Raw genomic sequence first — 16,482 nt, forward strand, 5'->3', positions numbered from 1 at the left:
CTACTTTTTCTCGGGCTCTGCCCGAAGAGCGTTCAGACACTTATCGCCTGCTGCGGGATCCTTCTTCACCGCCTCCAGGACGTCGACTGCGTATTTGGCGTTGAGCTCCGGCCCGGGCTCGCCATCCTTGGTCGCCGTCTCGTACCGACACGAAAAGAGGTTCTGGTAGGAGATCTTCAGCGATGCCGGGACCACCTTCTCGACCTCAAGGATGGAGGCCATCTTCGAATAATCCGGTCCGGTTGGCTTGGGTGGCTCTTCTTTGCCGCACGCGGTGAGCGCGAGGACAGCGAAAATGGCGACAGGTCGGAGGTGCATGGCGATTTGGTCCCACGTTGAAGATTCGCCCATCTTTTAGGATGACGCGTCGGGGAGGGCAAAGCTCCATCGTAGCGAGCGGCCGGCTAAGGGCGCTTGACTTTGCCAGTCTCAGGAGACAGTCGTCCCATCCAGAAACTACCTTACGCCGAGGCCGCCTTGAACAATTTCCGCACGCGTGCCCTCATGCTTCTCCTGTCGGGGGTCGCGTGTCCCGTTGTCCGCTGCAGCGCAGGTAGCTCCCGGCGATAAGATCCTGATGCGCCGTGTGATCACGGCCCCGCTGGCAAGGCCGTCTGACCAAGTGCCGCTACCCCCCGAGGAGGTAAGGGAGTTCCGGCTGGTGCCGACCGTGGTCTAAGGATGACCATTTTCTTGGCGCCTTTGTGAGCAGCAACTGTGACGCTTATCTGGCGTTGAAGGCAGTTTCTGGTCGGCGGTGCCACTGAGTGAGGCAAGAGCCGGTCGTGAAAACTCTGCCGGCTATAGACAGCTCCACTCGGGATGTTCGGACGCGTATACGGGTTTAAAGGACCTACACGTCGCGGCGGCCGGCCCGAAGGCGTATGCGCGGGTTACGCATATCGACCCTACCATATGCCCTCGCAGCGCCCTGGCCGCACTGCGAGGGCGTATGGCATTCAACGCTCGCCGGCCTGATCGCCAATTAGGGCGCGAACAGCGTCAATGCGATCCTGGCAGTGCCTCGCCAGCAGGTTCGCTCGCTTGATCAGCGGCTCGATTGCGTCGACGTCCGGTATTTGCCCCTGGTTCGGCTTCAGCCTTGCTGCGATCGCCTGGAGCTCCTCGTAGGCCTCTGCGAACTTTTCCGGCGCCGGTTCCTCTGGGCTTCTTATCGCTACGCTGCTCATTGTCGTCTTCCTTCCTGTCGGTCGTGATGGGGGCAAGGGCGATGATGCCGTCGCGCGTCTCAGCCTGAAGCGTCCCAGCGCTTCGCAAGGCTTCAATGCCAACGAGCGGGGATCCCACGGCGTCTCGCAATATAGCGTAGCCAGCGGCCAGGACGGTGCGAGGGTGCAGTGCGTCGGCGCGATCGTTTGCCATTGCGATGGAGGCAGTGCAGTCGTCTAGCGTCTGGACCGCGAAGGCTTTGATCTGATCCGCAAGTCGCCTGACCTCGTCCAAGGCTGCCTGCGGGACAGCTTCAACGCGCGTCGAGATCTCACTGACGGACCGGCCACGTCCGAGCTCGAGTTCTCTCAACGAGGCCTCGGTACTCTGCTGGATGTAGCGCTTCATGTCGCGCAATGCACCCGAGGCATCCTCTCGGCGCTCTCCGGCAAGAATGCGGATATGCTCGGAGGCATGGGCAAGCAGCTGCTGGGTGTCGTCGAGGAGCGCTCGAGCTCCTGGCTCAATACCAGTTGCGGCCGCTCGCACGGCATTGTCCGCGAGCCGCACAGTCTCCTTGGCGTCGCGGTCGATTGCATGCCGCGCCTCTGCGAACCCGGCCTGTGCTGCGTCGAGTGTGCGTACCCCCTGGGAGAGGATGATCTCATAGGCGCGCTGCCCTGCCATGGCCGACCGGGTTACCGCACTGGTGATATACTCGGCCACTTTTGATGGGGTGTCACACGAGATGCACGACACTTCGTCGAGCAGGTTCTTGTCGCGCTCGTGCCCGATGCCGGTCATCACCGGAACATTCATCCGGCACACAGCTTCGGTGAGCTTGTGATCGATAAGCCATGCGAGATCAGCGGAGGCGCCACCACCCCGGATGATCGCAACTGCACAGTAGCGCGTGTCCGGATCCATACAGTCCCGATAGATGCCCCGGAGGAGCTCCACGATACGCGCCGGCGCGTCACGCGTCTGGAACGGCGCCTCGAAGTAATCGAACTGCACGAGGCCGAGGAGCGTCATCCTGTCAGCTGTCGATCGAAAGTCGCCGAGGCCAGCTGCACCCGAGGGTGAGATAACCGCCACCCTGGTGAAGTCGGTTGGCGGGGCAAGAGACCGGTTCCGGCTCCAGTGCCCTGCATCCTTGAGCTGCTTGCGAATGGCCTGGATGCGGGCGTTGAGGTCTCCTAGGGCAAAGGTAACATCGATCTCGAGCACGCTTACGTTGAACCCGTACGCCGGGTTGATCGCCGCCTGCAGCTTGACGAGGACCTGAGAGCCCTCTTCGAGCGGCAGGCCGGCATCTCGAAAGGCACCGTCGATGCGCTTCCAGACGTTTGGGAAGCAGCCGCCATTTGCCTTGGCAACCTGCTTGCCCTGGCCGTCGAGTTCGATGAACTCCATTTTGGTGAACCGGTCGCTCACCTTTAGTGTGTGAAGTTCGCATCGGACCCATTGGGATGGCAACTCACGCACGGCGGCGTCGGCATCCTGAAGATAAGCCTTCAGGCTGATTGACGAATTGCGGTCCTGCGAGCTCATAAGGCCCGCTCGATTGACGGCTGGTTCATATGAGGCTTCTCCATGTCTGGGGCAGGTCTGAAGGTGAAGCGCATGCCGGATGCCTCCAGACCCGCGCTACTCAGCCCTCGACCAAAGGTCGATCAGCGGGACCGGGCTCATCCTCAGCGGGAATTGGCGCCGCCGGTTTGGCCGGAGGAATAGCGTCCTCAATGCTCATCGCATAGAGGCGGCGAAGCACATCCTCCCGAATGACCGAGAGCATCCGCTCGAACAGCATGAAGGATTCGCGCTTGTACTCGTTGATGGGCGTCTTCTGGGCATAAGCGCGCAGATGAACGACCTGGCGAAGCGCGTCGAGCGTAGCCAGGTGCTCCTTCCAATGGTGATCGAAAGATCGCAACATCGCATTCTTCTCGATCTCGACCCAGGCTTCGGGGTCCGCGTCCGAGGCCTTGCTGGCGAGAGCGCTCTTGGTCGCGTCCAAGAGCCGCTGCGTGATCCATTCAGGGTCGACACTCTCCTGCTCGCGCCAATCCGTGATCGGAAAGTCCAGTGAGAACAGGTCCGTCACCCGATGAGCCAGATCCTCGACGTCCCACTGTTCCGGGTAGGATCCTTGAGAGCATGCTTCAGACACTAGCTGTGCGACCGTCTCTTCGCGCATCTCGTCAACGAGATCGTCAACACGCGTAGCATCCATAATCTCGCGCCGCTGGGCGTACACGACGTTCCGCTGGTCGTTCATGACGTCGTCGAACTGCACGACCTGCTTACGATTGTCGTAGTTCCGGGCTTCAATCCGCTGTTGAGCCTTCTCGATGGCCTTGGTGAACATCGGGCTCGAGAGGGCCTGCCCCTCGCCGAGATTGCTGTTCATCATCTTGCCCAGCAGAGAGTCGGCGCCGAAGATGCGCAGAAGGTCGTCTTCCAGGCACAGGTAGAAGCGGCTTAGGCCCGCATCCCCCTGGCGGCCTGAACGGCCGCGCAACTGGTTGTCGATGCGACGGGTCTCATGCCGCTCGGTGCCCAGGACGAACAAACCTCCAGCCTCCTGGACCAGACGCTTCTCCTCGGCGATCTCACGCCGCACGACGACTGCGGCATCGTCATACGCGGGAGTCCCCACCTCCAACGTCGGATACTCATCGAGCATCCGGAACTCGAGGTTTCCACCGAGTTGGATGTCCGTGCCTCGGCCGGCCATGTTGGTTGCGATCGTGACCGCCCCTGCACGGCCGGCCTGCGCGACGATGTGGGCCTCCTGCTCGTGATAGCGGGCATTCAGCACGCGGTGAGAGACGCCTTCATCGCTCAGGTACTGGGAGAGCAACTCGCTCTTCTCGATGGAGACGGTGCCGATGAGAACCGGCTGCCCGGCCGCCTGCCTCTCACGGACGGTGCGCGCGATTGCGGCATATTTCTCCTGCAGGTTCTTGTAGAACTGATCCTCCTCATCGATCCGCCGCACCGGAAGGTTGGTCGGGATGGTGACGACTGCCATCTTGTAGATGTCGTGGAACTCGTTGGCCTCGGTGGCAGCGGTGCCGGTCATGCCGCCGAGCTTCGGGTACATCCGAAAGTAGTTTTGGTAGGTCACCGAGGCGAGCGTTTGATTCTCTGCCTGGATCTCGACCCCTTCCTTGGCTTCGACGGCCTGGTGCAGCCCATCCGCCCAACGGCGGCCTGGCATCATTCGGCCGGTGAATTCGTCGATCACGACGATGCGTCCGTCACGAACGATATAGTCTGCGTCACGTCGGTAGACGGTGTTCGCTCTCAAGGCCTGAGCGAGATGGTGAACGACCTGGGTGTTTTCATAATCGTATAGATTGTCACCCGAGAGCAGCCCCGCTGCTTCCAGCAGCCTTTCCACCTTCTCTGTCGATTCTTCCGTCAGGACTACGGAACGACGCTTCTCGTCGACCTCGTAATCCGCCGGGTTCAGCTCCTTCACCACCGCATCGACGCCGGCATAGAGCTCCGATCGGTCCTCGGTCGGGCCAGCGATGATGAGAGGAGTGCGCGCTTCGTCGATCAGAACGGAATCCACCTCGTCGATCAGGGCGTAGTGGAAAGGCCGTTGAACGAGATCCCCGCGGTCGAGCTTCATGTTATCCCGAAGGTAATCGAACCCGAACTCGTTGTTGGTTCCATAGGTGATGTCGGCGGCGTACGCGGCTCGGCGCTCCTCCGCCTCGATGCCTGGAACCACCACTCCGACGCTGAGCCCGAGGAAGCGGTATAGTCTGCTCATGGTTTCGGCGTCACGCCGAGCAAGGTAATCGTTGACGGTGATGACGTGAGCGCCCTTGCCTGGAAGAGCGTTGAGGTATGCCGCCAGCGTCGCAACGAGCGTCTTGCCTTCACCGGTGCGCATCTCGGCGATCTGCCCACGGTGAAGGACAATGCCTCCAAGCATCTGCACGTCGTAGTGACGCTGACCGAACACGCGAAGGGACGCCTCGCGAACGGTGGCGAACGCCTCGGGAAGGAGCGCGTCGAGCGTCTCGCCGGCGCCCAGCCGCTGGCGAAAGCGAAGGGTTTGACCGCGAAGGTCGTCATCGCTCATGACAGAGACAGTGGGCTCGAGATCATTGATTTGCGCAACCAGGCCGCGCAGCGGCTTGAGGTAACGGTCGTTCGATGACCCGAAGAGAGCCTTGGCGATGCCAGCTAGCATGAAGGTGTGTCCTGACTTGTCATATGCCGGCGGCGAGCGCTCACCTAGAAGAGGCGTCGCCGACCGGTACCGTAACGGCAGTTATAGGATGGAACCTAGAGTTCGGGAACAGCGTGGGCTGGCGGCGGGGCAGGCGGATGTCGCCAATCCGCGTACGCGGCCCTGCACGGTTGTTTCGCTTACGCCTTGGACGGTTCGACCGAGCGGGGGAGGGCTCTCAGACGCCGCGATCAGTTCTTGATGATTGCCGCAAGCAAGACGCCAGCGTCCACAGGCGAGAGACCTAATGCCGACTGATACAACGATATAGTCACTCGACATTGATCGGCCGCCGGGAGGGAGGTGAGCGTATCCTCAGCCAGTGCGGATATTTGCACGTCGGTGATGCCGCCTGCCTTCATACGCTGAACGAGCTCAGCGAATAACTCTGGCGCCGGAGATTTCCGGGTTTGGGGGGCGCTCGTCGCATCGCCAGCTGCGCGGATCTGTACAGCAGCAAGACCCGCAAGCGCCCGTGAAACCTCCAGGGTCTGGGGTAGCGTCGTGTCGCCGCCTTGCGCCGCATAGCGGGCACACGCCTCTGGATCGCTGGTAGCGAGGGTGGTCAGCAGCGCGTACTGCGCGGCCGCAACCTTGCGGAGACTTTCATCGGACGATTGGCGAACGCGATCTTTGATGCCGGCGAGTGACGTCCTCGTCAACTTCATCGCCGACTGCTCGGGATCGTTGGCTGGATTATCGGACTCCAGTTCCGCAAGCAGAGCTTCCTTGATCGCCTCGTAGCGCTCCGGGAATTCTTCACGAAGCGCGAGGTACATAGGCGAGGCTGGCCCAGTCTGTTCCAAAGCGCCGAATATGGCTTCCAGCCTGGCTTTTCTGCCCGCCTTGATTGTCTCCGGATCAGCGGCAATGGGCTTCACCTCCTCTTGAGCGGAGGATGTCTCAGATTTCGGTCCGCGGGGCGTCGGACCATCCTGTGTGGAAGAGTAGAAGGTGAGCGCAACGACGCCAGCGCTCACGGCGAGGGCACCCCCTGCGATTTTATTCCGAAGCCGCATCAACTTTACCCTGATTTCAGGATGAGATATCACAGGAGAGCAATGGATGCCAGAAGCCTAGCGCGTCGTCCGCCGGGCACCCGTGCTCTGTTCGGCAGCCATCGAGGGGGCCGATCGATGTCCAGCTAGGTTGGGTGGCCGCGACACGGTATCAATCGCCGCCGCCGCAACCGCCGCTGCAGCTAGAACCACAGCTAGAACCGTCACTCGCCGCCGACCCGTCGGAGTCACAGCCCTTGGCTGAGCAGCTAAGCAAGGCGATCTGGGAACCGTCGTCGACTATAGCCTGATTGCCGCCGTCTCCCGGAGAACGAGTCTTGGCCGGGTATACCCGGCCGGTATCGGGGCGCGCTCCCGGGACGGCGCGGGGCTTGGGCATCGGGGCGACTTTCCGGCCCGGCGGCGTCGCCGCGCGCGTTCTGTAAAGGAGGATACCCCCGCCGAGAAGCACCGTCATCGCGATCGCTGCGTGCCCCGTTAGCGTTGCTACGACAGCCCCCGTGACCACGCCGGTTTGTGCCGCAACCATCTTCAGGGTTCTGGAAGGCTTCGCGTCAGGCAGGGGCCGATCGTCTGACCCTGGGCTGGGCCAGATGGAAGAGGGCGGCTGATCCTGAAACATCCTCCGGTAGAGGAGCAACGTCGCGGCGTACAGGTCTGCGTGGAGGCGACCGTCGGCGTCGGTTTCCAGTCCGGGTTCGTGGTGTAGAGGCCTTCCCAAAATGGTGCCGCAAAGGACTCCCCAATAGTGTTTTGTATGTGTCAGATGCAGATGCCACGCCCGGTCCACATCTTGCGACGGAACGACCATGGTCGGCGAATACCAAGCCATCAGCAGAAAGCGGAGGTATTCGGCGTACACTTCCTTTGCGTAATCACGAGACCACCGGTTCTCCTTGGCCAGTTTGCCGATAAAGTCGATCCTGGCTGCGGGATCCACGATCGTCATCTTCTGGAGAAGGCTCGCGACCTCCGAAGGCGGTCGATATGATCCATTCGCCGCAGCATTTCGCGCGTCGTTCATTCAGGAACCTCCCCTTATTGTGACCGGAAAACTATCGGCACGTATCAGTGGAGCGGCGGGAATAGCGCCCGCTTCACTGCAATCTTAGAACTTTCTGAGCCAATCGACGAGCCGGTCCGTAACGATCTGTTCGTAGACCTCTGTGTCGGGCATGTCGAACCGCGGCAGATACACCTCTCCAACATTTGGAAACTTGTCCGCGATACGCCCAATCGTCGGGAAGCTTCTCTTGTCTGCTCCCACACCGACGAAGTGGAAGAAGATCGGAAGCCGCTGCGCATCGGCGAGAGCCCGGTCTAGATTATGGTTGTCGTCTCCGTCGTTCTGACCGTCGGTCAGGACCATCATCAGCGCTGGTGAGGTATCGTAGACCTTACCGCCGAGTAGCCCCCTGATGCCCGGTGCCCGCTGCGGGGAGAAGAACATTTCCGTGCTCATTCTCACGATCGGAGCATAGCATGTCGAACCGGTCGCATTGAGGTGACGGCTGACGAATCCCGCAAAGTTCGCCGGCGTGGCGACGCCGATAGCCCGACACTTATGATTGAAGGCAAGGCAATCAAGCTCGCCGTTATCGTCGAACTCAATAGTGACGCCCATGATCTGATTGAATGCTTCTTGCAGGCTGCCGCCACCGATCTTACCGGCCATCGACCCAGACTCGTCGAAAGCAGCACCCACCCGCAGCGTCGGTGCCTTGAGGATATTCTTCTTGGCAAGGCTGACTCGAAAGCTCGCCGCCTTCTTGCTCAGATCCACTTTCATTGCCCCTCCATAGCTTTTGTAAGATCGTTGACTAACCCATTGCCGCAGACGGGATTTGCTTGCCGCGGGGAGATTTCTAGATCACCTCGACCTGGCCCGGGAATTCGTCGGCGATGGTCTGCAGCATGTCCCGCTGGAGTCCGGCGGTCAGCCGAGCGACGACTTGCACCTTGAACCCGAAAGCGAGGTAACCTCTGATCGCCCACATCACGCAGTAATCCGCCGCAAAGCCGAACAAGCGGACGGTGTCGACGCCCTGCGCCATCAGCTTGCGGTAGAAGGCATCTCGCTGACGAACGGGCTCCTCTGCGTAGAGGCGCTCAACGACTAGGTGAGGCTCGGCCCACTGGTCAAAAACCCCCTTCTCAATTTTGTAGGTGGGGATGCCGAGGGCATGGGGGATTCTCAGGTTGATGATGTTTTCCCAGCCGACCTTACCCTTCTCAACGTGAAGATCGAATCCTGGGACACCGTTGCTCGGATCGCCCAGGTTCTCCGCACTGCCGAGGAAGGTTTGGAGATCATGAGTGTCGAAGCTGGCCACGACAGCTGCGACCTCGGCCGGGTCGAGATTTGCCATGTATACGATGATTGCGCCGATGATCTCCTCCGCGCCGGGGACTGGAAGCCTCATGCTCCGGAAGATGAAGTCACCTTGGGTGTCGACGGGGACGACAAGAACGTTAGGCTTATTGCTCACGAGTTTTGTCCTTCTTGAAACCTGTATAGCGGAGGCGCGACGGAGGTGCGGCCCGGGGCTTCGGTGACCTCGTCATGTGAGGTTGAGATTGTCTCCTTGAGGCGACCGTTGCGGTTAACGCTGCGCGGGAGCCGGCTTCACACGAGTGTCTCGCGCGCGAGCCCCACGCCTTGGCTTCCAAATATCTGGAGGTAACGCGTCAGCTCCCTCGGATCGATCGACCTGGCCTTGGCAGTATTGTCCGAGATTTTGACCGTAGCCCGGTTCTCGGCTTCTACCGCCTTGGCGACAATCGAGATCGGACGCATCAGATCCGGCCGGCCCGGCACCGTCCCGCGGAAGCCGTTGGACGCATTGGTGCCCCAGCCGTAAGTGTCCATGATCCGCCCGTGCAGCGCCTTGTGAATAGCGATCATGTCCGAGCCGTTGCCGGGTTCCCCTGGAAGATCGATATCGAGGCCGTCCGAGAGGATCAGGAGTTTGCTGGCAGGGTCGGAGCCTTTCGACTTCCAGAACCGAATTGCCTCCTCGCCTGCCTCGACGGACTCCTTGGAGTCTGGCCGGTACCCAGTCCAGGCCTGAGGAAGAAGGTCCTGCGGGAAGCCTTCCAGAAACTGGGTGGTCCCAAAGGTATCGGGCAGAAACACGCGCAGCCTCTCGGGAAGGACAGTCTGCACGTCCTTAAGGACCTCATACTGGCTGCGACGAATAGCCTCTTCCCCGTCCTTCGCAGCAAGTGCCGCGTAGACCATGCTCATCTCATGGGCGATCGTGCCCTTCACCTCGACCCCGAGCTCCTTCGCGTGAAGCAGATTGGAGGTTCCGACGAACTGCTTCCCAAGAACGTCGCGCATTGTCTCAATTACCCAGCGCTGCCAGAGGAAGCTATGTCGGCGGCGTGTGCCGAACTCAGAGAGGGTGAGTTCAGGAGCCTCCTTCACAATGCGTTCGAGCTTCGCGTAGAGCCTCACCTTCGCTCGAGCATACATGATGTCGAGCTTCGACTTCGGAAGCAGGCGCAACTGCGCGCGAGCGTAAAGCTCGTTCACGATCGTGAGGAAGTGGATCTCCCAGTGTTTGACATCGAGCCAGTTTCCCGTTGACCGCAGCACGAACTGACCCGCCTCCTCGTCAACCGAAAGCTCGTAGTCCGGCAGCTTGGATATCGCCATGCGGTTGACGTAGCTGTCCTTGAACAGGCCGGAGTGGCCGTAGTAGGACTGCCCACGCATATGGATGATCTCGCCTGGCGTGTAGGTGACGCTTTGCGCATGATCGAGCTGCTCTCGCAGTTCAGCGAGGGTGATGTGATCCGCCAGCCGGACGTCTTTAGTCCGGTTCTCGAGCTGGAACGTCACATTTACCATCGGATGCTTCTCGTAGATCGTCGCGCCCATGAACCACTTGTACGCGTCATCATCGAGCCGGCTGCGGACGATCGGGTCCATCCTGTAGTTATGGTCATGCGCGCGCTGTGCGAAATCCATTTCCTAGCTGCCTTTTCTTGATTGCATCCTGGTACAACGCCTACCGGCGACCGCAGAGGCTGGGTGGCCGCGAATGGCTCGTGCGATACTCCGGCGTGAACCTCGCACGTAGTTGCTGGTAACTCGACCAGCAGGTCTCGCGCCCGACCGGCGTTCCGGGTCGGGAAGAATGGCCCGCGCGGTCAGGCGATCAGGCCGCCCGGATCTTTCCGCCGTTTGGGATTACTTCCCTGACCAGGGGCATGGAGACGAAGTCGTTCAGGCAAACTGGCCGAGAAATGTGATACCCTTGGATTACGTCGCATTCCATCCCGGCCAAGATCTCTAAGACCTCCTGGTTCTCGACGCCCTCCGCCACCACTTTCATCCCAAGCACATGAGCGAGCTTGATCGTGGAATCGACCACCGCGGCGTCACTACGATTGGTCTGCACATTCTGCACGAAGCTGCGGTCAATCTTGATTTCCGTCGCCGGGAGCTTCTTCAGATAGGACAGCGTGGACTGTCCGGTGCCGTAATCGTCGATGGAAATCGCTACGCCCATTTCCCGAAGGCGATTTAGCTCTTCTACGCCAGTCTCCCCGGCGAGAGCAGCGGACTCGGTGATTTCCAAGGTGAGACGGCTTGGCGGCAGGCCATAGGCCTCTAGCATCTCACGGATTGGTCCGTGCAGCTGGTCCTTGCCGAGGACCCGCGCTGAAATGTTGACGGCGATGGTGAGGGATCCTTCGAGATCTGAAAAGTCACGGATCGCCGTACGCAGTACGTGAAGCGTAAGCTTCTCGATCCGATTAGCCTCCTCGACCACCGGGATGAATCGATCGGGGGCGATGAAACCCCTCTCGGGATGTGTCCACCGCACAAGCGCTTCCGCGCCGGAGATCTTGCGGCTCTGCAGGTCATACTTCGGCTGATACGCGACCCACACATCGCCGTTGTCGATGGCAGCGTCGAGCTCGCTCAAAAGCGACAAGCGCCAGTTGGCATCTCCCCGCTCGCTTTCGTAGCGTTCCCAACGAAGGCCTCGGACGGCGGCTTGGTCTGCTGCAAGCGTGGCTGCGGCGACGGCGTCCTCCTTGCCCAGGGTGACATCGTCGCAGATGCCGACGGCGATCGTTGCGTCGACCGTCAGGTCCCCGATCGATATGCCCTGGGAGAAGATCGCATACATCCCCTCGATGCTATCGGCGATCTCCTCGACGGTTCTACCAGTCGTCCAGGCGAAGCTCTGTTCGTCTGTCTGGAAGATCGCCTCTCCGTTGTTGGCCATCTCCAGCCGGTGGTGCATTTTGCGCATCAGTTCGCCGCGGGCGGACACACCTAACAGAGTGGTGGCCGCGATGTAGTTCCGCATTCTGACCACGACCACGACCGAACCAGAGTCATCATCAAGGTTCATGGCGAGCATGTTGGGGAGCTGGCTTGAAGACGATCGAGTGAGATACGTCACGATGTAGCGAATTGCCGCATAGGCACTATGCATGACACCGACGCTCAGCGTCATCAGCAGTGCAGGGACCATGTCGACGTTAAGTGGTGTCGTTGTGTCTAGCACGTACGGTGTGATGAGGATCCCGGTGATGGAAGCTGCGATGCTGAACCAGAGCACTCCGTCGCGCCCCAGCATGGAACCAATGCCGAGGACGAAGGCGAATGCCAGCAGCAGCAACCATGGTCCGCCTTCCAGAGGGCGGTGCTTCAGGAGCGTCTCAGCGCCGACAGCCTGAAGGAAAACACCCGGAATCCGCCCATAGTTTGGAACAGTGAAACGATCGCCTAGCGTCTCTGCTGTCGCGCCTATGATGATACGCTTGTGCTTGAGGTCCGACTTCGGAACTGACCCGTTGATGACGTCCGCGTAGCTGTAGATCGGGATCGTTTCAGGGTTGATAGCCCAGTCCAGCTGGAAGGACTTTCCCACGGGGCCATACCGGTCTGCGACCAGGCTTGCCATCGTCGGACGTGGCTGCCCGCCGATGATCTTCGCATAAGGGAGCGACCGGGCATAAAAGTCCGGGTCCAGGCGAATGTAGATGTTCGCGACCGTCGCATTTGCAGCAAGTTGCGCTGTGGGCATGGTCGTGGTTGCCCCCATCCGCCCGCGGTGCGACGGGGCGTCGGTTACGACACCAGGCAGAACGACTTTGCCCCCAGCCCGCTTCAACGCTGACGCGAAGATCTGGTCCTGCTCTGGGTCCGGGGACGGCGTGGCGAATGAAATGTCGAACGCGATTTTCTTCGCGCCGGCATCATGGAGTACGTCGACCATGCGGGCGTGAACGCTCCGAGGCCATGGCCATGCGGACACCTCCTGCATGCTTCTCCCATCAATGGCCACGATCACGACATCTCCCGACGCGTGATGCGACAAAGTGCTTTGACGAACTCCCTCAAGGGCGCTTTCGAGCGGGCGGCCGAAGTCGCTAAGGCCGGCGAGTACGCCCACGCCACATGCGAGTGTGAAGATGGCCATATTCATAGCACTTCGGCGCATCAGGATCTCGATGACCCTGATGACGAGGCTGCTCTGGAACATAAAATGTCCTTACTTCCGGGCGTGCCGGTTCTATTTTTCCGGTCCCTTGGGACGACTGAAATCTAACCTCGATGCGGAGGTCTTACACTCTTGCGAAGCGAACTCCGGCACTCCGACGTTTCTAGACAGCTTTCATGACACCGTCGCCGACAACGACCACCCGATCGGCAGCTTCGATGGTCTCTTTGCGGTGCGCAATGACGATGCGGGTGATCCCCATAGCAGAGATCGCGGCATTCACCGCCTTTTCGTGCTCCATGTCCAGATGCGCCGTTCCTTCGTCCATCACGAGAAGGCGAGGCTTGCGATACAATGCCCGGGCCAGGAGAATGCGCTGGCGTTGCCCGCCGGAAAGACTCGACCCCATGTCTCCGACGAGTGTGAGGTGCTTCATGGGCATGGCTCTAACATCGTCAGCAATCGCAGCCCCACGCAGAGCCTCCCACATTCGCTCTGTGTCGAGCACGTCGAAGGCAGAGACGTTCTCTGCTATCGTTCCCGCGAACAAGACATCGTCCTGAAGCACCGCGCCTACCTGTTCGCGGAACGATCTGCGCCCGTAGCGGGCGAGGGGTATACCGTCGATCAGCACTTGTCCGTCAGTCGGCTCTATAAGACCGAGCAGGATTTTAGTGAGTGTCGTCTTACCCCCTCCCGACGCCCCGGTGATTGCCACGTGTTCGCCAGGATCGATTTCGAGGTTGATACCGCGCAGCACGAAGGGATCGTTCACCCCATAGCGGTAAGTGACGCCTTTCAAGCACACGCCGCCCTTGAACTCGATCGGCGCATCCGGCTCGGCAAACCCCGGGTCTTCGTCCTGGAGAGCGATATCTGAAAGCCGGTCCAGGTGAAGACCCAGCATCTTGTAGGCGACCGACTGGTCGATGAGTGATCTCGTCGCGGTGGAGAACTGCAGGCGATAGGCGAGAAAGGCGAAGATCATGCCAGTGGTGAAGCCGCCCGCGATCGCCCCAGAGACGGCAAGCCAGACGACCGCAACGATCTCGATCGACGAGATCAGATTTCCTGCAGACATTTGCCACGCACGGATCCGGTCATACGCATATGCTGAGCCGAGAGACTCAGATAGTTTGTTCTGCCAGGCAGCATGACGCATGGTCTCGCGGCCTGCCAGGCGAAGCGTGACGATGCCCCTGAGACTCTCGATCATCGTACTTTGCTCACGTCCTTGTGCCACGATCCTCTGGTTCGCGGCGCTTCGTTCCGAGGAAAAGAACAGCCAGCGAACGCCGGCGTACGCGAGGAGGGCCGTCACTGGGATGAGAGTGAGCAGCGGGGAATACACGACCATCAGGATAAGCGTCAGCAACGCAAGCAGGCCGTCGATTAGGGTCGCGGCCGCAGTATCCGTCAGGAACCTCTGAATTGGCTGCACGGACTGGAACCTGCTTAGAATGTCCCCCACGGTCCGTTTTTCGAACCAGCCAATCGGCAGCCGCAGCAACCGCCTCGCGACGTTGGAGGATATGCCGAAGCTCAGGCTTGTTCCGGACGAGAGCAACACAAAGGAGCGCAGCAGATACGCCACTGAACTGATGACAGCGAACAGGCCAAACCCGAGGGCAAGGACCGTGAGGAGGTCCGCGTCGAACGACGGCAGCGCCTGATCGACCGCAAGTTGCAGGAAATATGGAGATGCCAGAACGTGTGCCTGGAGCACAAAGCTCAGGAGTGCGACTTGAAGCAGGGACCTTCTGAAGCCTGAGGAGCCACTCCATAGCTGGCGCATGGCGAGAGGGGCTCTGTCCTTCTCTGGCTGGAAGTTGGCCGAGGGGCGCAGTTCGAGTGCTACTCCGGTGACGCGCTTGCTCAGCGACGCCTCGTCGTACCAACCCGCACCTATTGCGGGGTCGAGGATATAGGCCCTCTTCTTCTCCACCTTCTCCACCACCACGAAATGGTCGAGGTCCCAATGCAGGATTGCGGGGGTTTGCAGACCCGACAGGCCCGCCAGCACGCCCGCTCCCGGCGCGATTTTAAGCGCACGGGGCGAGAGGCCGAGAGCATCGGCCGACTGCATCATCGTGCGCAGTGTTATACCCCGTGATGAGACACCGAACCGTCGACGGAGGGCCGGCAGATCGAGATCGTAGCCCCAACGGTTGGCGACCATCGCCAAGCAGGCAAGACCACACTCGGTAACCTCAGACTGACGAATGAGGCGCATCCGCCGTGAGGGCATCATGCCGGTATCAATGGGGAAGGGGGCCGTCATCGCCTCGCCACTGCGTAAAGGGGATCGAAAAGAAGGCCGAAGAGGCTTCGGCGGCGGGTCATGATCCGAGCTGTAACCATCATGCCAGGACGCAAGGGGCGCGTCTCTCCGTAGGCACGCACATCCAGGCTGAGGAGATCTGCCCTGACGACAAATGCGTCCTGAGGATCTCCCTCGGGGCTGTCTACCGGCACCGCAGCATCAGAGACGCTAGCCACTCGCGCCAAGACGGTCCCGTAGGTCTGGTACGGGAAAGCATCAACCGAAACCCGGACTTCCTGGCCCGGCTCGATGAACCCTGAGGCCGTAGTGGGAACGTTGAGCACGACCTGCATTTTCCCGCCTTCGGGGATTATGCTGAGCAAGGGCCGTCCGACGAGGGCAGGCTCCCCCTTATGGGAGGTAATTCCGGTGACCCTGCCTGCTGTGCCTGCAGCGAGGACATAAGACTGAGCACGATCGGCATCGGCCGCGTCCTGATCAACAGCCGCCCGCTGGCCCTGCAAGCTTCGAAGCCTGATGGCGAGCTCGCTCTTTGCCTTGGCCATTTCCGCACGCGCTACCGCCACTTGAGACCGTCTGGTTGCTTCATCCTGTTGTAGGCGAGCTAGGTCCTGCCTTCGCTGTGAGGCTCGGTCTTCACGCTCCCGAATCTCCTTCCCGGAGATGAAGCCGCGAGCTGCGATGTCCCTGACTTTGTCCAGGTCGCCTTCAGCGCCTTTCACCATCACCACCTGCTGGGCGATCTGATCACGGATGCTCGCAATCTCTGCTTCGCCGCCCGCGATTTGCGCTTGTAGGGCCGAAATCTGCGACCGTGAGTCCGAGATAATAGCCGGTTCCTGTTCGTCGATCGCAATTCCCCGGCGTCCTATAGCGTCCTGCCTGCGTCGCTCGATCGAACCTCCGTTTTCGATGGTAGAAACCGAGATACGCACAAGCGGCTGCCCTTGATCGACCACCTGGCCCTCGACAACGAGCATCTCTTCGATCACCCCGGCCCGGGTCGGAACGACGCGCGCCATACCCCGGTCCGGCTGGATCTCACCTCTTAGGGTCGTGGACTTGGAATAGGTCGCGACGGAGAGAAAAATGGCTGCAAGGGCGACCGACGCAAAGAGGAAAAGCCCCAGCATCTGCCAGGACACGGGAGGGACAAGGCTCACCTCCCCGTGGAGCCTGTCTTGGCTCCTCATCGCTTCAGGTCTAAAAAGTGTCAAGGAATCCTCCGTCTGGAGGATTGTAGGATTAAAATCAGCCTGGCGCCATCTGGAGCTGTTTGGGGCC

General features: G+C 60.5%; 11 protein-coding genes. All 11 read right to left on the reverse strand.

The features are described 5' to 3' along the window. The 11 genes from QP045_RS01530 to QP045_RS01580 all read right to left on the reverse strand — a co-directional run bounded on the left by QP045_RS01530 (nucleotide 1) and on the right by QP045_RS01580 (nucleotide 16,415). Nucleotides 1-222 carry a hypothetical protein gene (locus QP045_RS01530; protein ID WP_422513187.1) on the reverse strand — a complete coding sequence of 74 codons (222 nt, stop codon included), beginning with the start codon at nucleotides 220-222 and terminating at the stop codon, nucleotides 1-3. Nucleotides 223-1,002: 780 nt separating this feature from the next. Continuing rightward, nucleotides 1,003-2,724 carry an exodeoxyribonuclease VII large subunit gene (locus tag QP045_RS01535; protein ID WP_422513188.1) on the reverse strand — a complete coding sequence of 574 codons (1,722 nt, stop codon included), beginning with the start codon at nucleotides 2,722-2,724 and terminating at the stop codon, nucleotides 1,003-1,005. 100 nt (nucleotides 2,725-2,824) lie between these two features. Beyond that, nucleotides 2,825-5,386: a preprotein translocase subunit SecA gene (gene secA, locus QP045_RS01540; protein WP_422513189.1), complete on the reverse strand. Its 2,562-nt coding sequence runs from the start codon at nucleotides 5,384-5,386 to the stop codon at nucleotides 2,825-2,827. A 230-nt stretch (nucleotides 5,387-5,616) separates the two neighbouring features. Further along, nucleotides 5,617-6,306 carry a hypothetical protein gene (locus QP045_RS01545; protein ID WP_422513190.1) on the reverse strand — a complete coding sequence of 230 codons (690 nt, stop codon included), beginning with the start codon at nucleotides 6,304-6,306 and terminating at the stop codon, nucleotides 5,617-5,619. A 289-nt stretch (nucleotides 6,307-6,595) separates the two neighbouring features. After that, complete coding sequence (locus tag QP045_RS01550; protein ID WP_422513191.1) at nucleotides 6,596-7,468, reverse strand: glycine-rich domain-containing protein; 873 nt, start codon at nucleotides 7,466-7,468, stop codon at nucleotides 6,596-6,598. An 84-nt stretch (nucleotides 7,469-7,552) separates the two neighbouring features. Further along, on the reverse strand, nucleotides 7,553-8,233 hold the full coding sequence (locus QP045_RS01555; RefSeq protein WP_422513192.1) for a VWA domain-containing protein: 681 nt from the start codon (nucleotides 8,231-8,233) through the stop codon (nucleotides 7,553-7,555). A gap of 76 nt (nucleotides 8,234-8,309) precedes the next feature. Further along, nucleotides 8,310-8,933, reverse strand: a complete 624-nt coding sequence (locus QP045_RS01560) for a cysteine hydrolase (RefSeq protein ID WP_422513193.1) — start codon at nucleotides 8,931-8,933, stop codon at nucleotides 8,310-8,312. Between the two features lie 137 nt (nucleotides 8,934-9,070). Beyond that, nucleotides 9,071-10,420, reverse strand: coding sequence for a nicotinate phosphoribosyltransferase (locus QP045_RS01565; protein WP_422513194.1), 1,350 nt, complete (start codon nucleotides 10,418-10,420; stop codon nucleotides 9,071-9,073). A gap of 190 nt (nucleotides 10,421-10,610) precedes the next feature. Further along, nucleotides 10,611-12,956: an EAL domain-containing protein gene (locus tag QP045_RS01570; RefSeq protein WP_422513195.1), complete on the reverse strand. Its 2,346-nt coding sequence runs from the start codon at nucleotides 12,954-12,956 to the stop codon at nucleotides 10,611-10,613. Nucleotides 12,957-13,077: 121 nt separating this feature from the next. After that, on the reverse strand, nucleotides 13,078-15,195 hold the full coding sequence (locus QP045_RS01575) for a peptidase domain-containing ABC transporter (protein WP_422513196.1): 2,118 nt from the start codon (nucleotides 15,193-15,195) through the stop codon (nucleotides 13,078-13,080). Next, a complete protein-coding gene (locus QP045_RS01580) occupies nucleotides 15,192-16,415 on the reverse strand; it encodes an HlyD family secretion protein (RefSeq protein WP_422513197.1) in 1,224 nt (407 codons plus the stop codon). Before QP045_RS01580 ends, QP045_RS01575 begins: the two co-directional genes overlap by 4 nt. Between the last annotated feature and the right edge of the window lie 67 nt (nucleotides 16,416-16,482).

This window comes from Sphingomonas sp. 3-13AW (genome assembly GCF_049311085.1).
Taxonomy (GTDB): Bacteria; Pseudomonadota; Alphaproteobacteria; order Sphingomonadales; family Sphingomonadaceae; genus Sphingomonas.